This is a genomic window from Paraburkholderia hayleyella, from assembly GCF_009455685.1.
Taxonomy (GTDB): Bacteria; Pseudomonadota; Gammaproteobacteria; order Burkholderiales; family Burkholderiaceae; genus Paraburkholderia; species Paraburkholderia hayleyella.
This window is the reverse complement of record NZ_QPES01000001.1, coordinates 1,832,753-1,852,703: the sequence shown is the minus strand read 5'-3', so window position 1 is coordinate 1,852,703 and position 19,951 is coordinate 1,832,753. Positions and strand designations below refer to the sequence as shown.

General features: G+C 61.3%; 15 protein-coding genes. 9 read left to right on the top strand and 6 right to left on the bottom strand.

The genetic code is table 11. The features are described 5' to 3' along the window. Window positions 1-31: 31 nt before the first annotated feature. Window positions 32-271 (bottom strand): SymE family type I addiction module toxin, encoded by a 240-nt coding sequence (locus GH657_RS08315; protein WP_153100237.1) that lies wholly within the window; start codon window positions 269-271, stop codon window positions 32-34. Window positions 272-361: 90 nt separating this feature from the next. Beyond that, complete coding sequence (locus GH657_RS08310; RefSeq protein ID WP_153100249.1) at window positions 362-748, bottom strand: helix-turn-helix transcriptional regulator; 387 nt, start codon at window positions 746-748, stop codon at window positions 362-364. A gap of 102 nt (window positions 749-850) precedes the next feature. Between GH657_RS08310 and GH657_RS08305 the strand changes: the two genes are divergently transcribed. The 3 genes from GH657_RS08305 (at window position 851) to GH657_RS08295 (ending at window position 6,800) form a co-directional block, all read left to right on the top strand. Next, window positions 851-3,898, top strand: a complete 3,048-nt coding sequence (locus tag GH657_RS08305; RefSeq protein WP_153100253.1) for a CHC2 zinc finger domain-containing protein — start codon at window positions 851-853, stop codon at window positions 3,896-3,898. After that, a complete protein-coding gene (gene xerC / locus GH657_RS08300) occupies window positions 3,898-4,959 on the top strand; it encodes a site-specific tyrosine recombinase XerC (protein WP_153100252.1) in 1,062 nt (353 codons plus the stop codon). Before GH657_RS08305 ends, xerC (GH657_RS08300) begins: the two co-directional genes overlap by 1 nt. 953 nt (window positions 4,960-5,912) lie before the next feature. Then, window positions 5,913-6,800, top strand: coding sequence for a hypothetical protein (locus GH657_RS08295; protein WP_153100251.1), 888 nt, complete (start codon window positions 5,913-5,915; stop codon window positions 6,798-6,800). Window positions 6,801-7,123: 323 nt separating this feature from the next. Here GH657_RS08295 and GH657_RS08290 read toward each other — a convergent pair whose 3' ends face one another. Continuing rightward, a complete protein-coding gene (locus GH657_RS08290) occupies window positions 7,124-7,363 on the bottom strand; it encodes a SymE family type I addiction module toxin (protein WP_153100250.1) in 240 nt (79 codons plus the stop codon). A 90-nt stretch (window positions 7,364-7,453) separates the two neighbouring features. Continuing rightward, window positions 7,454-7,840, bottom strand: a complete 387-nt coding sequence (locus GH657_RS08285) for a helix-turn-helix transcriptional regulator (RefSeq protein ID WP_153100249.1) — start codon at window positions 7,838-7,840, stop codon at window positions 7,454-7,456. Between the two features lie 102 nt (window positions 7,841-7,942). Here GH657_RS08285 and GH657_RS08280 point away from each other — a divergent pair, with 102 nt between their 5' ends. The 4 genes from GH657_RS08280 (at window position 7,943) to GH657_RS08265 (ending at window position 14,399) form a co-directional block, all read left to right on the top strand. After that, window positions 7,943-11,023, top strand: coding sequence for a CHC2 zinc finger domain-containing protein (locus tag GH657_RS08280; protein WP_153100248.1), 3,081 nt, complete (start codon window positions 7,943-7,945; stop codon window positions 11,021-11,023). A 2-nt stretch (window positions 11,024-11,025) separates the two neighbouring features. Next, the gene (xerC, locus tag GH657_RS08275; protein WP_153100247.1) at window positions 11,026-12,087 is read left to right on the top strand and encodes a site-specific tyrosine recombinase XerC; all 1,062 of its coding nucleotides are present in this window, start codon (window positions 11,026-11,028) and stop codon (window positions 12,085-12,087) included. Between the two features lie 1,002 nt (window positions 12,088-13,089). Beyond that, on the top strand, window positions 13,090-14,169 hold the full coding sequence (locus GH657_RS08270; protein ID WP_153100246.1) for a hypothetical protein: 1,080 nt from the start codon (window positions 13,090-13,092) through the stop codon (window positions 14,167-14,169). Continuing rightward, on the top strand, window positions 14,166-14,399 hold the full coding sequence (locus GH657_RS08265; protein ID WP_153100226.1) for a hypothetical protein: 234 nt from the start codon (window positions 14,166-14,168) through the stop codon (window positions 14,397-14,399). Before GH657_RS08270 ends, GH657_RS08265 begins: the two co-directional genes overlap by 4 nt. A gap of 49 nt (window positions 14,400-14,448) precedes the next feature. On the opposite strand, the gene GH657_RS08260 is transcribed toward GH657_RS08265, so the two are convergent. Together GH657_RS08260 and GH657_RS08255 are read right to left on the bottom strand one after the other, a co-directional pair. Next, complete coding sequence (locus GH657_RS08260) at window positions 14,449-14,679, bottom strand: SymE family type I addiction module toxin (RefSeq protein WP_153100225.1); 231 nt, start codon at window positions 14,677-14,679, stop codon at window positions 14,449-14,451. Between the two features lie 105 nt (window positions 14,680-14,784). Then, complete coding sequence (locus GH657_RS08255) at window positions 14,785-15,177, bottom strand: helix-turn-helix domain-containing protein (protein ID WP_153100224.1); 393 nt, start codon at window positions 15,175-15,177, stop codon at window positions 14,785-14,787. Window positions 15,178-15,280: 103 nt separating this feature from the next. On the opposite strand from GH657_RS08255, the gene GH657_RS08250 reads away from it, so the two are divergent. Together GH657_RS08250 and xerC (GH657_RS08245) are read left to right on the top strand one after the other, a co-directional pair. Next, a complete protein-coding gene (locus GH657_RS08250; RefSeq protein WP_153100245.1) occupies window positions 15,281-18,352 on the top strand; it encodes a CHC2 zinc finger domain-containing protein in 3,072 nt (1,023 codons plus the stop codon). Between the two features lie 2 nt (window positions 18,353-18,354). Continuing rightward, the gene (xerC, locus tag GH657_RS08245; protein WP_153100222.1) at window positions 18,355-19,416 is read left to right on the top strand and encodes a site-specific tyrosine recombinase XerC; all 1,062 of its coding nucleotides are present in this window, start codon (window positions 18,355-18,357) and stop codon (window positions 19,414-19,416) included. The last annotated feature ends 535 nt before the right edge of the window (window positions 19,417-19,951 follow it).

Genomic DNA, 19,951 nt, shown 5'->3' with positions numbered 1-19,951 from the left:
CCTGTGCCGGGTTCGTTGTTTGTAGCGAAGGTCAAATTGGCGTGATGACAAGCCTGCCATCCTGTACTTCGATTCTGACGCGCTGATGGGGCGAGAATCCTGCGAGTTCGAGCCAGCGCCCGGCGATCCTGATCCATGGGTAGGAGGCAGGCTCGCTGTAGCGTGAGGGAGAGTAAAGCAATGTGGAAAGGGAGCGATAGCGGCGAGACTGCTGAACGGTCGCGCTGCGTTCTGGGTGGTGAAGAGATGGTTTAAGATCGGCATCAGCCATGGCGAGCTCCTGTGTTGAGCTGGTTGTGGTCAGCGGGCGGTGAGTGCTGAAACACTCACCGCCCGCGCTTCTTTGGCAGTTCTCCTGCCATCAGGTTGTCATCAGCCTGGCCATTTGCGAGCGTTTGACGAGGCTGTCCATTAAAACAATCAACGCTTGCTGATCCTCATCGGACAGTAAATCCATTTGTTCATACAGCGCATGCAGCCGGGGGTTATGGATGCGTGGCTCTGCCAGTGGCTCCAGGCCGACCAGGGCATCGACACTGATTTGTAGCACCTGAGCCATACGTACCACAGCATCCAGTTGCGGCAGCGCCCCCGCACGTTCCCACCTGTTGTAGACCCGTCGGTTTACGCCCAGCAATTCAGCGAGGCGGCCCTGAGTCATTTGACGGGCTTCCCTCGCTTCCCGCAGACGAGCAGCAAATTGCTCCATATCGTTCTCACATAACCATGAATGAAGTAACGCGGTCATTGTAAGAACCTCCCTGAAGCGGCTTGCCGAATTGCTCTATTGTAGTCTCCATTTTATGCCACTACAATGTCACTTGACAGGTTTTTAGCCGAAGGATGATTTATGCCGCGAATCCCGGAAGCGGAGCTGGAGCGCCTAAAGCGCGAGGTCTCGCTGCTGCGCCTGATCGAGTCACAGGGTCACGCGCTCAAAAAGCGCGGCCGCGACTGGGTCATGCGCTGCGTGTTCCATGAGGAGGACACGCCGAGCCTGTCGGTGTCGGAGGCGAAGAACGTGTACCACTGCTTCGGCTGTGGCGCCTCGGGCACGGTGCTGGACTGGGTCATGCGCACGCAGGGCGTATCGCTGCCGCACGCGGTGCAGTTACTGCGTAACGATGCGCCACTGGCTGCGGCCGGCAAGGTGGGCGTGAAGCTGAGTTTTACGCGCCCTCTGGCTTCCCTTGCGGCGGATGCCGATGAACAGGTTCTGCTGGGCCAGGTGGCGGATACGTATCACGAGAGCCTGAAGCAGAGTCCGGAGGCGCAGGCGTATCTGGCGCAGCGCGGCCTGGTGCATGGCGAGGTAGTCGGCACGTTCCGCCTGGGGTATGCCAACAAGAGCCTGACATACCGCCTGCCACCGGGGTATTCGAAGGAAGGCCGTGAGGTGCGCGCGAAGCTGCAACGCGTCGGGGTGTACCGCGAGTCGGGCCATGAGCATCTGAACGGGTGTCTGGTGGTGCCGGTGATGGATCTGGAATCGGGCGCAGTCAGGCAGATGTACGGGCGACGGATCGCGCCGGGACACAAGATCCCGGCGGGCCAGCCGAAGCATCTGTACCTGTCGCTGCCGCTTGCCGGTGTGTGGAATGAAGCGGCGCTGGTGGCCAGCCGTGAAGTGATCGTGTGCGAGGCGCTCATCGATGCGCTGACGTTCTGGTGTGCGGGGTATCGCAATGTGATTGCCGCATATGGAGTGAATGGATTTACGCAGGACCACTGGAACGCACTGAAACGGCACGGCACTGGGCAGGTGTGGATCGCATACGACCGGGACGATGCGGGCAACGCTGCGGCGGAGAAGCTTGCGACTGAACTGCATGAGGCAGGGATCGGAACGTGGCGCGTGCTGTTCCCGAAGGGGATGGACGCGAACGACTACGCAAGGAAGGTTGGGCCAGCGACCAGCGGAAGTCCCTGTGGGACGGAGAAGAGCCTTGGGGTGCTGTTGCAGCAGGCGGAATGGACTGGCAAGGGCAAACGCTCCGGTATAACGGCGCAGGCTGAACCGGTGCCGGTTGATGACGTGAAGGACGTTAAACCGCCCTCTTCCCTGGCCGCTGTTGCTGCGGTGATGCCAGTCACGGCGATGGCGGCTAAAGAGGAGGTGCAGCCCGCGCCAGTGGACGATCCCGACGTGAAGCAGACGGAAGGCGGCGAACTGCTGTTCACATTGGGGGAACGGGTGTGGCGCATCCGCGGCTGGCAGAAGAACCTGGGCCCGGAACAGATGCGGGTGAATGCGCAGGTACGGCGCGGCGATGCGTACCACGTCGATACGCTCGACATGTACAGCGCGAAGGCCCGGGGTTTGTACCTGAAGAGCGCTGCGGTTGAGCTCGGTATACAGGAAGACACCCTGAAGCGCGACCTTGGGCGAATCCTGCTGAAGCTGGAAACGCTACAGGACGAGGCGATCCGGGCGACGCTCGCGCCAAAGGAAAACGGCGTGCAGATGGACGCGCTGGAACACGCGGCGGCACTGGACTGGCTCAGGGCGCCGGAGCTGATCGCGCGGCTCGAAGCCGACATGGCGCGCTGCGGCGTGGTGGGCGAAGGCGCGAACCTGCTGGCGGGATATCTGGCAGCGGTCTCCAGAAAACTCGATGCGCCCCTGGCGGTACTGATCCAGAGTTCGAGCGCGGCGGGCAAGTCCTCCCTGATGGATGCGGTGCTGGACCTGATGCCGCAGGAGGAACGCATCCAGTACAGCGCGATGACGGGACAGAGCCTGTTCTACCTGGGCGAGACGGATTTGCAGCACCGGATCCTGGCGATTGCCGAGGAGGAAGGCGTAAGACAGGCCGCGTATGCACTGAAGCTGCTGCAGTCGGATGGCGAGCTGACGATAGCGAGCACGGGCAAGGACGAGGCGACAGGCAACCTCGTGACGAAGCAGTACACGGTGAAGGGTCCGGTGATGCTGATGCTCACGACCACCGCGATTGATGTGGATGAGGAGCTGCTGAACCGGTGTCTGGTGCTGACGATCAATGAGAGCCGCGAGCAGACGCGCGAGATTCACGCGCGGCAGCGGGTGAAGCAGACGCTGGAGGGGTTGCTCGCGGAGACGGACCGGCAGCACATTATTGGGCTGCACCGCAATGCGCAAAGGCTGCTGAAGAATGTGCACGTGGTGAATCCGTTCGCGGAGCAGCTGACGTTCATGGATGACAGGACGCGGATGCGGCGTGATCACATGAAGTACCTGACGCTGATCCGCTCGATTGCCCTGCTGCACCAGTACCAGAGGCCGCATCAGACGGTAACGCACCGGGGCGAGGCGCTGACGTACATCGAGGTGACGAAGGACGATATCGCGCTGGCCAACCGGATTGCCCATGAGGTGCTGGGCAGGACGCTCGATGAGCTGCCGCCGCAGACACGGCGGCTGCTGAAGATGGTGTACACGATGGTGGGCGAGCTTGGCGAGCGCGATCATGTGAAGCGGCGTGAGGTGCGCTTTACGCGGCGCGACATCAGGGAGTACACGCGCTGGAGTGATGGGCAACTGAAAATCCACTGCACGCGCCTGGCCGACCTTGAATACCTGCTGGTCCGGGGCGGCAGCCGTGGGCACCTGCTGCAATACGAGCTGATGTATGACGGCGCGAACGATGACGAGCCGAGGCTGGCGGGACTGGTTGAGGTTGAAGAACTCGACAGTGATGAACGCAAGTCAGGGTTCGGAGAACGCAAGTTACCCTCAAGTCAGGGTCAAGCCAGCCCCAAGTCAGGGCCAGGTCAGGGTTGCTCAACCGGGCCCAAAACCATGCCTGTCAAGGAAGAGCGGGAATCTGGCGCGGCAAGTGGCGAAAACGCACTGTTCCGGGAAAAAACTTCTTCTCCAGCCTGCGTTGTTGATACCCGCGTTATTGAGGGGCCGTGATGCACAAGAAGACAACCCCGCGCGCCCCGCTGCCCGTGATTGGCCCGGCCGATGATCCCCAAAGCCTGTACCACCAGATGCGCCCGTTCCTCGAATGGATGCGCGTGCGCAACTACAGCGAAGGCACGGTGGAACACCGCGAGATACACCTGCGTGGATTTATAGCGTGGTGCGACGAGCGCGGCGTCACACGTCCGCAGGAAGTCACGCGCCCGATCCTTGAGCGCTACCAGCGCTACCTGTTCCTGTACCGCAAGAAGGATGGCCAGGCGCTCTCGGGACGCAGCCAGCACATGCGGCTGGTGCCGGTGAAGCTGTGGTTCCGGTGGCTGGTGCGGCAGAACCGGATCCTCTCCAATCCGGCAGCGGACATCGACATGCCGAGGATGGAGAAGCGGCTGCCCAGGCACATCCTGAGTGAGGAGGAAGCCGAGCGGATCCTGAATGTGCCGGATGTGACGAGCAGCATCGGTATCCGGGACCGGGCCATTCTCGAGACGTTCTACAGCACGGGGGTCCGGCGTGCCGAGCTGGTGGGCCTGCATGTGCATGACGTGGACATGGATCGTGGCACGGTGATGGTGCGCCAGGGCAAGGGCGCGCGGGACCGGCTGATTCCGATAGGAGACAGGGCGCTGGCGTGGATCAGGAAGTACCTCGATGAGGTCAGGCCGCAACTGTCGCTGGCTGACGATGAGGGGGTGCTGTTCCTGGCGCTGACGGGCGATTCGATCGGTCTGCGCAGCATGGGGCAACTGGTGTCGGACTACATCAAGTGCTCAGGGGTGAACAAGAGTGGCTCGTGTCACCTGTTCCGGCACACGATGGCCACGCTGATGCTGGAGAACGGGGCCGATGTGAGGTTCGTGCAGGTGATGCTGGGGCATGCGCAGCTGACGAGTACGCAGGTGTATACGCAGGTGGCGATCCGGGCGCTCAAGGAGATTCATACGGCCACGCATCCGGCGCGGCTGGAGCGGGTGGAGCAGCGTGCAGAAATAGAAGAGCTGAAGCCGGGGCGGCTCCTGCAGCGCGTGTATGGCAAGACAGGGGGCCAATAGAAGACAGAAGCCCAATAGAATCCACCGGGGCCTACGCCCCGCTGACCCCTGGAATAGAAAAGTGCCGGGCCGGAACGGCCCGGATCGGGGAGGAAGGGGTTCGTGCGGTGCCTACGCACCGTGAGTGTCCTGGAATTAAAAAGTGTGGGCCGGGACGGCCCAGCTGGGTAACGAATGGATTCGCGCGGGGCATGCGCCCCGACAGTGTCCTGGAATGAGAAAGTGCGGCCTGCGGCCGGAGGCCAACGAGGGGGGCCGGGGGTAAATAGCCTGCCGTGCCCCTTCGGGTCCCGTCAGTCTATTTAACATAACGCGAAAGGCAATTATCAACGTTTGCCGGGCCGCCACGGCACGAATCCAGCCGGGTGTGGCGGCCCGGCAAACGTTGATAATTCGCGTTATGTCACTGGCCCCCGGCCCCCCGGATCGGGCGCTACGCGCATGAGTAAAATCAGGGGCCGCGAAGCGGCCATGAGTGGAACTGGGCCCCGCCCGGCCCTGCCCGTCCGCCCCCACGGGGCTCCCTGTCCTGCCGCTGCTGCGCAGCGGAAATCAAACCCAAACATCAAAACCGCCCTGCATGCGCTGCAAGCCACACTGACGGCTTGCACCGCATTGCCCAGCGTGGCACACCCTCCTCCGTCAAGGCTTCCCTGCGGCGCGCTGCGCGCGGCCCTGACGGGTTTCAGCGTGGTGGTGTGCAGGCGCCAGGCCAGAACCCTGGACCAGGGCATGGCTCTTCGCATGTCTCTTCTTTAGCCCGCCATGGGGCGGTGGCCAGCTCCTGGCGTGTGAGGCTGGCGACGGCCATGTTCCGCCTGGTTTGCCGTCGCCCTGCGGACGCCGGCAAACCAGGCGGCTCCAGTGACTTCGACATGCTAACCAGCGCTCCTCAAAAATGACGCCTCTGGCAAACTCGCTTCTTTAGCACAAAACCGCGTCGGGGCAAAAAAATGCTGGCAACGGACAGCGTCGGGCAAAAACGTACTGCAAGTGACTGTTGCGTCAGGGAAAAAACCATACCGGCAACGGCGGGCGTGTCGGGGTGCCGTGTCCGCTTTAACCGACAACTTCATCACGATGAGAGAAGCGCAATAGAAAAAAAGGCAGGCAAGGACAAGGCCGAAGAGGAACGGCTGACAAAAGCGGCATGTCTTGCGGTCAAGTGCTGGGCGGAATTCAAGCCGGGCAGCGACGAGTACAACAGGAACTATGTCAGCCAGGTTGAGGCATCACAGTTGCAGCCGGAAATCGACTGGGTGAACCGGCAGAAGGAAGCGGGACTGTTCAATTACACGCCGGGGCAGAAAATCGGCGATGCCGTGAAGAGTGATCCGGTGGGAGTGGCAAAGGATGTGGCCAAGGTGACAATTGGCGGTGTGACGGCCAAGACGGGGGCAGGACTCTGCACAAGTGGGTTGGGGTGTGCTTTGGGCGGCGGTGGAATGGTTGTCTTTGGATTAAGCGATATCGTCGAAGGGGCCAATGGGTTATACAACCGCTATAACAGCATTAACTCGCCCGGGGTAAATCCATTGCGCTACGAATTTAATCAAGCGATGCCCACATGGGGTAATGCTACGTACGATGGTGCGAATCTCATGTTCTCTATCCTTGCGCTAAAGGCTCCGGTCCCGCTCAAGATGGGCGTTACCGATGGACTGAACCGTCCGGGCTCGATATTCAATGTTACGGTGCCACGCATCAATAACAACACGTTGATTCCGTTCATCAATCAGGCGGCACCCTACGGAACGACTCAGGGCATTCTGTTGTTCGGCATAGGCTCGAAGGGAGCGAGCGTGATTAATGACATCCGTTATTCGGTAGATAAAAAATGAACTGGCGGAGATTTTACGCAACAATTCAAATCGGGTTCGTAATTTCCCTAATGGCTACGGCAAGTTCTTGTTTATATATGGTCGTAGCAGTCTGGATAAGTCGAAAAATTTTTGAGTTGAATGAGAGTTTTGCATTACTTTGGATTGGTCTTCCAGTTTTTATTATTCTTCTGGTTATACATATTCGCTTGTTACCGAAGCCATTACGCAAGGCGGGAATGCTAAGCGACGAACCCGAGAAATTCGGTCCCTGGTTCAAACAGGACCCGAAACCCTGAAACAACGAACCCGGCCTGTGCCGGGTTCGTTGTTTGTAGCGGAGGTCAAATTGGCGTGATGACAAGCCTGCCATCCTGTACTTCGATTCTGACGCGCTGATGGGGCGAGAATCCTGCGAGTTCGAGCCAGCGTCCGGCGATCCTGATCCATGGGTAGGAGGCAGGCTCGCTGTAGCGGGAGGGAGAGCGGAGCAATGTGGAGAGGGAGCGATAGCGGCGAGACTGCTGGACGGTAGCGCTGCGTTCTGGGTGGTGAGGAGATGGTTTAAGATCGGCATCAGCCATGGCGAGCTCCTGTGTTGAGCTGGTTGTGGTTAGCGGGCGGTGAGTGCTGAAACACTCACCGCCCGCGCTTCTTTGGCAGTTCTCCTGCCATCAGGTTGTCATCAGCCTGGCCATTTGCGAGCGTTTGACGAGGCTGTCCATTAAAACAATCAACGCTTGCTGATCCTCATCGGACAGTAAATCCATTTGTTCATACAGCGCATGCAGCCGGGGGTTATGGATGCGTGGCTCTGCCAGTGGCTCCAGGCCGACCAGGGCATCGACACTGATTTGTAGCACCTGAGCCATACGTACCACGGCATCCAGTTGCGGCAGCGCCCCCGCACGTTCCCACCTGTTGTAGACCCGTCGGTTTACGCCCAGCAATTCAGCGAGGCGGCCCTGAGTCATTTGACGGGCTTCCCTCGCTTCCCGCAGACGAGCAGCAAATTGCTCCATATCGTTCTCACATAACCAGGAATGAAGTAACGCGGTCATTGTAAGAACCTCCCTGAAGCGGCTTGCCGAATTGCTCTATTGTAGTCTCCATTTTATGCCACTACAATGTCACTTGACAGGTTTTTAGCCGAAGGATGATTTATGCCGCGAATCCCGGAAGCGGAGCTGGAGCGCCTAAAGCGCGAGGTCTCGCTGCTGCGCCTTGTTGAGTCGCAGGGTCACACGCTGAAGAAGCGCGGCCGCGACTGGGTCATGCGCTGCGTGTTCCATGAAGAGGACACGCCGAGCCTGTCGGTGTCGGAGGCGAAGAACGTGTACCACTGCTTCGGCTGTGGCGCGTCGGGCACAGTGCTGGACTGGGTCATGCGCACGCAGGGCGTATCGCTGCCGCACGCGGTGCAGTTACTGCGTAACGATGCGCCACTGGCTGCGGCTGACAAGGTGGGTGTGAAGCTGAGTTTTACGCGCCCTCTGGCCTCCCTGGCGGCGGATGCCGATGAACAGGTTCTGCTGGGCCAGGTGGCGGATACGTATCACGAGAGCCTGAAGCAGAGTCCGGAGGCGCAGGCGTACCTGGCGCAGCGCGGCCTGGTGCATGGCGAGGTAGTCGGCACGTTCCGCCTGGGGTATGCCAACAAGAGCCTGACATACCGCCTGCCACCGGGGTATTCGAAGGAAGGCCGTGAGGTGCGCGCGAAGCTGCAACGCGTTGGGGTGTACCGCGAGTCGGGCCATGAACACCTGAACGGGTGTCTGGTGGTGCCGGTGATGGATCTTGAGACCGGTGCCGTCAGGCAGATGTACGGGCGACGGATCGCGCCGGGCCACAAGATCCCGGCGGGCCAGCCGAAGCATCTGTACCTGTCGCTGCCGCTTGCCGGTGTGTGGAATGAGGCGGCGCTGGTGGCCAGCCGTGAAGTGATCGTGTGCGAAGCGCTCATCGATGCGCTGACGTTCTGGTGTGCCGGGTACCGCAATGTGATCGCCGCGTATGGGGTGAACGGGTTCACGCAGGATCACTGGAACGCACTGAAACGGCATGGTACTGAGCAGGTGTGGATCGCATACGACCGGGACGATGCGGGCAACGCCGCAGCGGAAAAGCTGGGCGTGGAGTTGCATGAGGCCGGTATCGGGACGTGGCGCGTACTGTTCCCGAAGGGCATGGATGCGAACGACTACGCCAGGAAGGTTGAGCCCGCGACCAGCGGAAGTCCCTGTGGGACGGAGAAGAGTCTGGGCCTGCTGTTGCAGCAGGCGGAATGGGCTGGCAAGGGCAAACGCTCCGGTATAACGGCGCAGGCTGAACCGGTGCCGGTTGATGACGTGAAGGACGTTAAACCGCCCTCTTCCTTAGCCGCTATTACTGCGGCTGGGGCTGCGGTGACGCCAGTCACGGCGATGGCGGCTAAAGAGGAGGTGCAGCCCGCGCCAGTAGGCGATCCCGACGTGAAGCAGACGGAAGGCGGCGAACTGCTGTTCACGTTCGTAGAACGGGTGTGGCGCATCCGCGGCTGGCAGAAGAACCTGGGCCCGGAGCAGATGCGGGTGAATGCACAGGTACGGCGTGGCGATGCGTACCACGTCGATACGCTCGACGTGTACAGCGCGAAGGCACGGGGTTTGTACCTGAAGAGCGCGGCGGTTGAGCTCGGTATACAGGAAGACACCCTGAAGCGCGACCTTGGGCGAATCCTGCTGAAGCTGGAGACGCTACAGGACGAGGCGATCCGGGCGACGCTCGCGCCAAAGGAAAACGGCGTGCAGATGGACGCGCTGGAGCACACAGCCGCGCTCGACTGGCTCAGGGCACCGGAGCTGATCGCGCGGCTCGAAGCCGACATGGCGCGCTGCGGCGTGGTGGGCGAAGGCGCGAACCTGCTGGCGGGGTATCTGGCGGCGGTCTCCAGAAAACTCGATGCGCCCCTGGCGGTACTGATCCAGAGTTCGAGCGCGGCGGGCAAGTCCTCCCTGATGGATGCGGTGCTGGACCTGATGCCGCAGGAGGAACGCATCCAGTACAGCGCGATGACGGGACAGAGCCTGTTCTACCTGGGCGAGACGGATTTGCAGCACCGGATCCTGGCGATTGCCGAGGAGGAAGGCGTGAGGCAGGCCGCGTATGCGCTGAAGCTGCTGCAGTCGGATGGCGAGCTGACGATAGCGAGCACGGGCAAGGATGAGGCGACAGGCAACCTCGTGACGAAGCAGTACACGGTGAAGGGTCCGGTGATGCTGATGCTCACGACCACCGCAATTGATGTGGATGAGGAACTGCTGAACCGGTGCCTGGTGCTGACGATTAATGAGAGCCGCGAGCAGACGCGCGAGATTCACGCGCGGCAGCGGGTGAAGCAGACGCTGGAGGGCTTGCTCGCGGAGACGGACCGGCAGCACATTATTGGGCTGCACCGCAATGCGCAAAGGCTGCTGAAGAATGTGCACGTGGTGAATCCGTTCGCGGAGCAGCTGACGTTCATGGATGACAGGACGCGGATGCGGCGCGATCACATGAAGTACCTGACGCTGATCCGCTCGATTGCCCTGCTGCACCAGTACCAGAGGCCGCATCAGACGGTAACGCACCGGGGCGAGGCGTTGACGTACATCGAGGTAACGAAAGACGATATCGCGCTGGCCAACCGGATTGCCCATGAGGTGCTGGGCAGGACGCTCGATGAGCTGCCGCCGCAGACACGGCGGCTGCTGAAGATGGTTCAGGCGTGGGTCAGTGAGCGGTGTTCAGCCACGGCGCAGAAGCAGAACGAATTCCGTTTTACGCGGCGTGAGGTGCGTGAGGTGACCCGCTGGGGCGATACGCAACTGAAGGTGCATCTGTCGCGGCTGGTAGAACTTGAATATGTGCTGGCGCATCGCGGCTTGCGGGGTCTCACGCATGAATACGAATTGCGCTATGACGGCGTGGACGATGACCAGCCGCATCTGATGGGGCTGCTTGACCTGCAAACACCCAGCGCCCCGAAGGAAGTCCCCCTGGGGGACAACGATGCCAACCGGTCGGGGCAAAAGGATGAGCGGTCGGGGTCTGGTCGGGCGGTGGCCGGGGGCTGGCCGGGGGTGACCGGTCAGGCTCAGGGCCATGCGGGGCAAGGCATGGAGGCGAAACCGGTCGGGGTGAACGCAAACACGTATATCAGGGAAAAGCTGGACACCCCTTCCCTGGCCCGCGTTGTTGAGTCCCCGATGAACGGAGAGGCATAGCGATGCACAAGAAGACAACCCCGCGCGCCCCGCTGCCCGTGATTGGCCCGGCCGATGATCCCCAAAGCCTGTACCACCAGATGCGCCCGTTCCTCGAATGGATGCGCGTGCGCAACTACAGCGAAGGCACGGTGGAACACCGCGAGATACACCTGCGCGGGTTCATTGCGTGGTGCGACGAGCGCGGCGTGACGCGGCCGCAGGAAGTGACGCGCCCGATCCTGGAGCGCTACCAGCGCTACCTGTTCCTGTACCGCAAGAAGGATGGTCAGGCACTGTCGGGGCGCAGCCAGCACATGCGGCTGGTGCCGGTGAAGCTGTGGTTCCGGTGGCTGGTGCGGCAGAACCGGATTCTCTCGAACCCGGCAGCGGACATCGACATGCCGAGGATGGAGAAGCGGCTGCCCAAGCACATCCTGAGTGAGGAGGAAGCCGAGCGGATCCTGAATGTGCCGGATGTGACGAGCAGCATCGGTATCCGGGACCGGGCCATTCTCGAGACGTTCTACAGCACGGGGGTCCGGCGTGCGGAGCTGGTGGGCCTGCATGTGCATGACGTGGACATGGATCGCGGCACGGTGATGGTGCGCCAGGGCAAGGGCGCGCGGGACCGGCTGATTCCGATAGGAGACAGGGCGCTGGCGTGGATCAGGAAGTACCTCGATGAGGTCAGGCCGCAACTGTCGCTGGCTGACGATGAGGGGGTGCTGTTCCTGGCGCTGACGGGCGATTCGATCGGCCTGAACAGCATGGGGCAACTGGTGTCGGACTACATCAAATGCTCAGGGGTGAACAAGAGCGGCTCGTGTCACCTGTTCCGGCACACGATGGCCACGCTGATGCTGGAGAACGGGGCCGATGTGAGGTTCGTGCAGGTGATGCTCGGGCATGCGCAGCTGACGAGCACGCAGGTGTATACGCAGGTGGCGATCCGCGCGCTCAAGGAGATTCATACGGCCACGCATCCGGCACGGCTGGAGCGGGTGGAGCAGCGTGCAGAAATAGAAGATGTCAAGCCAGGGCGGCTCCTGCAGCGCGTGTATGGCAAGACAGAAGCCCAATAGAATCCACCGGGGCCTACGCCCCGCTGACCCCTGGAATAGAAAAGTGCCGGGCCGGAACGGCCCGGATCGGGGAGGAAAGGGTTCGTGCGGTGCCTACGCACCGTGAGTGTCCTGGAATTAAAAAGTGTGGGCCGGGGCGGCCCAGTCGGGTAACGAATGGATTCGTGCGGTGCCTACGCACCGTGAGTGTCCTGGAATTAAAAAGTGTGGGCCGGGGCGGCCCAGCCGGGTAACGAATGGATTCGCGCGGGGCATGCGCCCCGACAGTGTCCTGGAATGAGAAAGTGCGGCCTGCGGCCGGAGGCCAACGAGGGGGGCCGGGGGTAAATAGCCTGCCGTGCCCCTTCGGGTCCCGTCAGTCTATTTAACATAACGCGAAAGGCAATTATCAACGTTTGCCGGGCCGCCACGGCACGAATCCAGCCGGGTGTGGCGGCCCGGCAAACGTTGATAATTCGCGTTATGTCACTGGCCCCCGGCCCCCCGGATCGGGCGCTGCGCGCATGAGTAAAGTCAGGGGCCGCGAAGCGGCCATGAGTGGAACTGGGCCCCGCCCGGCCCTGCCCGTCCGCCCCCACGGGGCTCCCTGTCCTGCCGCTGCTGCGCAGCGGAAATCAAACCCAAACATCAAAACCGCCCTGCATGCGATGCAAGCCACACTGACGGCTTGCACCGCATTGCCCAGCGTGGCACACCCTCCTCCGTCAAGGCTTCCCTTCGGCGCGCTTCGCGCGGCCCTGACGGGTTTCAGCGTGGCGGTCTGCAAGCGCCAGGCCAGAACCCGGGCCGGGGCATGTCTCTTCTTTAGCCCGCCATGGGGCGGTGGCCCGCTCCTGGCGTGTGAGGCTGGCGAAGGCCATGTTCCGCCTGGTTTGCCGTCGCCCTGCGGACGCCGCCAAACCACGCGGCTCCAGTGACTTCGACATGCTAATGAGCGCTCCCCAAAAATGACGCCTCTGGCAAACTCGCTTCTTTAGCGCAAAACCGCGTCGGGGCAAAAAAATGCTGGCAACGGACAGCGTCGGGCAAAAACGTACTGCAAGTGACTGTTGCGTCAGGGAAAAAACCATACCGGCAACGGCGGGCGTGTCGGGGTGCCGTGTCCGCTTTAACAGACAACTTCATCCGGAAGAAAAGAAGTGGATCAGCGAGAAAGAAGCGGCGTATGCGAAGAAATATAGTTTGACGGCGGAGCAGGCGCATAACGAACTAACCACGCAGGCTAACCTGCAGGTACAGAACGGTTCGCCCGGGACCTGGAACGAGCGTGCCAGCGCATTCCTGGGCCAGGCACATGGAATGCTTGCGGCCGATGGCAAGAGCGGACCGGGCTACATGTTCTATGCCACGCCGGAACAGAAGGCGAATGTCGACATGTATGCGAAGTACTACGCTGGCGGGACCGGGGCAAACCGGCCCTCACAATCGCAAATCGGCGCGAGTGTGAGCCGGGAGCAGGCGTACCGCGATGCCTTCAGGACCGGCACCCTGGTGGCCGCTGGAGGAGCGGCGACTGTCGCCACTGGCGGTGTCATTGCAGCCTTGCCGGGTGCGCCAATCTTTAGTTCAGGTGGAGCGCTGGGAACTGGAGCCCTGGCATCACCGGTGGGAACCGGGGCAATCAGCGCGGGAATCAATGCGGGTGCGCAGTATTACCAGAACGGGACGGTCAATCCCATTGACGTGGCCATTGCTGCGATATCGGGCGGTGCTGGCGCGTACGGTGGGCTGGGATGGAACGTGTTCGTGAATGGCGTAGGTGGTGCGACTGGCACAGCGATCAATAATGCGGTGTACGGCAGAAATGACAGCATCATAGGTTCAGGTATTACGAGCGGTGCTCTGTCTGCGATCGGTTACACAACCGGTAAGGCCGCTGAATCGTGGATTAACTCCTCCCTCCGGCCAACTATAAACAACGCCAATGGGTGGGCTACAAGTGGTGTTTGGTCAGGAAGCGGATGGAACCTAATTCAGCCAAACGCAATGGGAGTGATCGGCGGTTCCATTGGCGGCGGCATCACACAAGAAGCTGTAACACCGATAGTGCCCACCCCCTCCATTGGGGGAAGCAAGAAATGAGTCGTTGGGTTATTGCGTTTGTAGGTGCATGGGGAATCTGCCTTGCCGGAATGTATGTCGCATGGCTGGCTGGGTTAACCTTGAATTGCCTGTTTGCCACAGGATGCTTCGAGCAATTGAGCATTAATAGCCTGGTTGCAGCAGTGAATCTAAAAAGCGTCTTTGCAAGAGGCACCCTTCTTGCCATTGCCTTTATTGTGATTGCCTGGATTAGTCGTCGAAGACAATAACAAACAGCAAACCCAGCCTTCGCGCTGGGTTTGCTGTTTGTGGAGTATTTCAATCTGGCGTGATGACGAGCCTGCCGTGCTGGACCTGGATTCTCACACGCTGTCCGGGCGGGAAGCCGGCCTGTTCAAGCCACATGCCAGCGATGCGCAGCCACGGAAAAAACCTTGGTGTTCGCCAGGGCCTGCCGGGTTTCGGTGAGGGTCGCCAGCGCATGATCTCCTGGACGGTAGCGTGCCGCTCGGGATGAGCGTGCAATGCTTTAAGATTGGCGTCAGCCATAGTCAACTCCTTCGGTGAGTTGGTGATGGTCAGCGGTCGGTGAATGCTCGTAACACTCACTGGCCGCGCTTCGTTTACATCACTGTGTCTTCCTTCATTAGCTGCCTATCGTCGGCGGCTCATAACCTTCTGGACCTGCGTCTTCCTCACGAAGCTGTCGATCACCAGGATCAACGCCTGTTGCTCGGCATCGGGCAGGCTATCCACCTGTTGATAGAGAGTCAGTAACTCTTGATTGTGAATCTTGGGTTCGGCCGGTGCGGGTGTTCGTCCGGCCAGTTCATCCAGTGTGACCTGCAAAATATCGGCGATCCGTACCACGGTATCGAACTGTGGTGTAGCAAGGCCGCGTTCCCAGCGGTTATACACACGCGGGTTGATTTCCAGCAGTTCAGCCAATCGCGCCTGGGTGATCTGTCTTGCGGAGCGCAGCAGTCTGAGTCGTTCGGCAAAGACGGACATATCAAAGCATCCCAACGAAAAAAGAGATGCATTCATTCTAAGTACCCCCTTCTGCCCGGCTTGCCATTTATACACTATACAGTGTATCGTTAACTCTATCAATTAGAGTATTGACAGGTTTTTAGCCGAAGGACGATTCATGCCCCGTATTCCGCAAGCCGAGCTGGACAGACTGAAGCGCGAAGTGTCGCTGCTGCGGCTGGTCGAGTCGCAGGGCCATAAGCTGAAGAAGAGCGGGAAAGACTGGGTCATGCGCTGCGTGTTCCATGAAGAGGACACGCCGAGCCTGTCGGTGTCGGAGGCGAAGAACGTGTACCACTGCTTCGGCTGTGGCGCCTCGGGCACGGTGCTGGACTGGGTCATGCGTACGCAGGGCGTATCGCTGCCGCATGCGGTGCAGTTACTGCGTAACGATGCGCCGCTGGCTGCGGCCGACAAGGTTGGGGTCAAGCTGAGTTTTACGCGCCCTCTGGCCTCCCTGGCGGCGGACGCCGATGAACAGGTTCTGCTGGGCCAGGTGGCGGATACGTATCACGAGAGCCTGAAGCAGAGTCCGGAGGCACAGGCGTATCTGGCGCAACGCGGCCTGGTGCATGGCGAGGTAGTCGGCACGTTCCGTCTGGGGTATGCCAACAAGAGCCTGACATACCGCCTGCCACCGGGGTATTCGAAGGAAGGCCGTGAGGTGCGCGCGAAGCTGCAACGCGTTGGGGTGTACCGCGAGTCGGGCCATGAACATCTGAATGGCTGCCTGGTGGTGCCGGTGATGGACCTTGAGACCGGTGCTGTCAGGCAGATGTACGGGCGACGGATCGCACCGGGACACAAGATCCCGGCGGGCCAGCCAAAGCATCTGTACCTGTCGCTGCCGCTTGCCGGTGTGTGGAATGAGGCGGCGCTGGTGGCCAGCCGCGAGGTAATCGTATGCGAGGCGCTCATCGATGCGCTGACGTTCTGGTGTGCGGGGTATCGCAATGTGATTGCCGCATATGGAGTGAATGGATTTACGCAGGACCACTGGAACGCACTGAAACGGCACGGTACGGAACAGGTATGGATCGCATACGACCGGGACGATGCGGGCAACGCCGCAGCGGAGAAGCTTGCGACTGAACTGCATGAGGCAGGGATCGGGACATGGCGCGTGCTGTTCCCGAAGGGCATGGACGCGAACGACTACGCAAGGAAAGTAGCTCCTGCGACCAGCGGAAGTCCCTGTGGGATGGAGAAGAGCCTTGGGGTGCTGTTGCAGCAGGCGGAATGGACTGGCAAGGGCAAACGCTCCGGTGTAACGGCGCAGGTTGAACCGGTGCCGGTTGATGACGTGAAGGACGTTAAACCGCCCTCTTCCCTGGCCGCTGTTGCTGCGGCTGAGGCTGCGGTGACGCCAGTCACGGCGATGGCGGCTAAAGAGGAGGTGCAGCCCGCGCCAGCGGACGATCCCGACGTGAAGCAGACGGAAGGCGGCGAACTGCTGTTCACATTGGGGGAACGGGTGTGGCGCATCCGCGGCTGGCAGAAGAACCTCGGGCCGGAACAGATGCGGGTGAATGCGCAGGTACGGCGCGGCGATGCGTACCACGTCGATACGCTCGACATGTACAGCGCGAAGGCCCGCGCGGTGTATCTGAAAACAGCGGCCATCGAACTCGGTACACAGGAAGACACCCTGAAGCGCGACCTTGGGCGAATCCTGCTGAAGCTGGAGACGCTACAGGATGAGGCGATCCGGGCGACGCTCGCGCCAAAGGAAAGCGGCGTGCAGATGGATGCGCTGGAGCATGCAGCCGCGCTCGACTGGCTCAGGGCACCGAAGCTGATCGCGCGGCTCGAAGCCGACATGGCGCGCTGCGGCGTGGTGGGCGAAGGCGCGAACCTGCTGGCGGGGTATCTGGCAGCGGTCTCCAGAAAACTCGATGCGCCCCTGGCGGTGCTGATCCAGAGTTCGAGCGCGGCAGGCAAGAGTTCGCTGATGGATGCGGTGCTGGACCTGATGCCGCAGGAGGAACGCATCCAGTACAGCGCGATGACGGGACAGAGCCTGTTCTACCTGGGCGAGACGGATTTGCAGCACCGGATCCTGGCGATTGCCGAGGAGGAAGGCGTGAGGCAGGCCGCGTATGCACTGAAGCTGCTGCAGTCGGATGGCGAGCTGACGATAGCGAGCACGGGCAAGGACGAGGCGACAGGCAACCTGGTAACCAGGCAGTACACGGTGAAGGGTCCGGTGATGCTGATGCTCACGACCACCGCGATTGATGTGGATGAGGAGCTGCTGAACCGGTGCCTGGTGCTGACGATCAACGAGAGCCGCGAGCAGACGCGCGAGATTCACGCGCGGCAGCGGGTGAAGCAGACGCTGGAGGGCTTGCTCGCGGAGACGGACCGGCAGCACATTATTGGGCTGCACCGCAATGCGCAAAGGCTGCTGAAGAACGTGCACGTGGTGAATCCGTTTGCGGAGCAGCTGACGTTCATGGATGACAGGACGCGGATGCGGCGTGATCACATGAAGTACCTGACGCTGATCCGCTCGATTGCCCTGCTGCACCAGTACCAGAGGCCGCATCAGACGGTGACGCACCGGGGCGAGGCGTTGACGTACATCGAGGTGACGAAGGACGATATCGCGCTGGCCAACCGGATTGCCCATGAGGTGCTGGGACGCACGCTCGATGAGCTGCCGCCGCAGACACGGCGACTGCTGAAGATGGTGTACACGATGGTGGGCGAGCTTGGCGAGCGCGATCATGTGAAGCGGCGTGAGGTGCGCTTTACGCGGCGCGACATCAGGGAGTACACGCGCTGGAGTGACAACCAGTTGAAGGTGCACTGCATGCGGCTGGTAGAGCTGGAATATCTGCTGGTGCGCGGCGGCAGCCGTGGCCACCTGCTGCAATACGAACTGATGTACGACGGCGCGAACGATAACGAGCCGAGGCTGGCGGGGCTGATTGAGGTCGAAGAGCTTGATTTACTCGACAACGATGCACGCAAGTTGGAACAGAAGGCAAGCAAGTTGCCCCCAGGTTGCCCCCATGATGGGCCCATGTTGGACCCGGAGAACTCGCCTCAAAACCATATGGATAAAGGCGTAGAGGGTTCGCAAGTTGGAGTCGGTGAAAACGCACTGTTCCGGGAAAAAACTTCTTCTCCAGCCCGCGTTGTTGATACCCGCATTGTTGAGTCCCCGATGAACGGAGAGGCATAGCGATGCACAAGAAGACAACCCCGCGCGCCCCGCTGCCCGTGATTGGCCCGGCCGATGATCCCCAAAGCCTGTACCACCAGATGCGCCCGTTCCTCGAATGGATGCGCGTGCGCAACTACAGCGAAGGCACGGTGGAACACCGCGAGATACACCTGCGCGGGTTCATTGCGTGGTGCGACGAGCGCGGCGTGACGCGGCCGCAGGAAGTGACGCGCCCGATCCTGGAGCGCTACCAGCGCTACCTGTTCCTGTACCGCAAGAAGGATGGCCAGGCACTCTCGGGGCGCAGCCAGCACATGCGGCTGGTGCCGGTGAAGCTGTGGTTCCGGTGGCTGGTGCGGCAGAACCGGATTCTCTCGAACCCGGCAGCGGACATCGACATGCCCAGGATGGAGAAGCGGCTGCCGAAGCACATCCTGAGTGAGGAGGAAGCCGAGCGGATCCTGAATGTGCCGGATGTGACGAGCAGCATCGGTATCCGGGACCGGGCCATTCTCGAGACGTTCTACAGCACGGGGGTCCGGCGTGCGGAGCTGGTGGGCCTGCATGTGCATGACGTGGACATGGATCGTGGCACGGTGATGGTGCGCCAGGGCAAGGGCGCGCGGGACCGGCTGATTCCGATAGGAGACAGGGCGCTGGCGTGGATCAGGAAGTACCTCGATGAGGTCAGGCCGCAACTGTCGCTGGCTGACGATGAGGGGGTGCTGTTCCTGGCGCTGACGGGCGATTCGATCGGTCTGCGCAGCATGGGGCAACTGGTGTCGGACTACATCAAGTGCTCAGGGGTGAACAAGAGCGGCTCGTGTCACCTGTTCCGGCACACGATGGCCACGCTGATGCTGGAGAACGGGGCCGATGTGAGGTTCGTGCAGGTGATGCTGGGGCATGCGCAACTGACGAGCACGCAGGTGTATACGCAGGTGGCGATCCGGGCGCTCAAGGAGATTCATACGGCCACGCATCCGGCGCGGCTGGAGCGGGTGGAGCAGCGTGCAGAAATAGAAGAGCTGAAGCCAGGGCGGCTCCTGCAGCGCGTGTATGGCAAGACAGAAGCCCAATAGAATCCACCGGGGCCTACGCCCCGCTTACCCCTGGAATAGAAAAGTGCCGGGCCGGAACGGCCCGGATCGGGGAGGAAGGGGTTCGTGCGGTGCCTACGCACCGTGAGTGTCCTGGAATTAAAAAGTGTGGGCCGGGACGGCCCAGCTGGGTAACGAATGGATTCGCGCGGGGCATGCGCCCCGACAGTGTCCTGGAATGAGAAAGTGCGGCCTGCGGCCGGAGGCCAACGAGGGGGGGCCGGGGGTAAATAGCCTGCCGTGCCCCTTCGGGTCCCGTCAGTCTATTTAACATAACGCGAAAGGCAATTATCAACGTTTGCCGGGCCGCCACGGCACGAATCCATCCGGGTGTGGCGGCCCGGCAAACGTTGATAATTCGCGTTATGTCACTGGCCCCCGGCCCCCCGGATCGGGCGCTGCGCGCATGAGTGAAATCAGGGGCCGCGAAGCGGCCATGAGTGGAACTGGGCCCCGCCCGGCCCTGCCCGTCCGCCCCCACGGGGCTCCCTGTCCTGCCGCTGCTGCGCAGCGGAAA

Excerpts from the sequence above, each read along its gene's own strand:
- GH657_RS08260 (WP_153100225.1), bottom strand. The coding sequence starts at position 14,679 with ATGGCTGACGCCAATCTTAAAGCATTGCACGCTCATCCCGAGCGGCAC.
- xerC (WP_153100247.1), top strand. The coding sequence starts at position 11,026 with ATGCACAAGAAGACAACCCCGCGCGCCCCGCTGCCCGTGATTGGCCCG.
- GH657_RS08255 (WP_153100224.1), bottom strand. The coding sequence starts at position 15,177 with ATGAATGCATCTCTTTTTTCGTTGGGATGCTTTGATATGTCCGTCTTT.
- GH657_RS08315 (WP_153100237.1), bottom strand. The coding sequence starts at position 271 with ATGGCTGATGCCGATCTTAAACCATCTCTTCACCACCCAGAACGCAGC.
- GH657_RS08290 (WP_153100250.1), bottom strand. The coding sequence starts at position 7,363 with ATGGCTGATGCCGATCTTAAACCATCTCCTCACCACCCAGAACGCAGC.
- GH657_RS08285 (WP_153100249.1), bottom strand. The coding sequence starts at position 7,840 with ATGACCGCGTTACTTCATTCCTGGTTATGTGAGAACGATATGGAGCAA.
- xerC (WP_153100222.1), top strand. The coding sequence starts at position 18,355 with ATGCACAAGAAGACAACCCCGCGCGCCCCGCTGCCCGTGATTGGCCCG.
- GH657_RS08295 (WP_153100251.1), top strand. The coding sequence starts at position 5,913 with ATGCTGGCAACGGACAGCGTCGGGCAAAAACGTACTGCAAGTGACTGT.
- GH657_RS08250 (WP_153100245.1), top strand. The coding sequence starts at position 15,281 with ATGCCCCGTATTCCGCAAGCCGAGCTGGACAGACTGAAGCGCGAAGTG.
- GH657_RS08310 (WP_153100249.1), bottom strand. The coding sequence starts at position 748 with ATGACCGCGTTACTTCATTCATGGTTATGTGAGAACGATATGGAGCAA.
- GH657_RS08270 (WP_153100246.1), top strand. The coding sequence starts at position 13,090 with ATGCTGGCAACGGACAGCGTCGGGCAAAAACGTACTGCAAGTGACTGT.
- xerC (WP_153100252.1), top strand. The coding sequence starts at position 3,898 with ATGCACAAGAAGACAACCCCGCGCGCCCCGCTGCCCGTGATTGGCCCG.
- GH657_RS08280 (WP_153100248.1), top strand. The coding sequence starts at position 7,943 with ATGCCGCGAATCCCGGAAGCGGAGCTGGAGCGCCTAAAGCGCGAGGTC.
- GH657_RS08305 (WP_153100253.1), top strand. The coding sequence starts at position 851 with ATGCCGCGAATCCCGGAAGCGGAGCTGGAGCGCCTAAAGCGCGAGGTC.
- GH657_RS08265 (WP_153100226.1), top strand. The coding sequence starts at position 14,166 with ATGAGTCGTTGGGTTATTGCGTTTGTAGGTGCATGGGGAATCTGCCTT.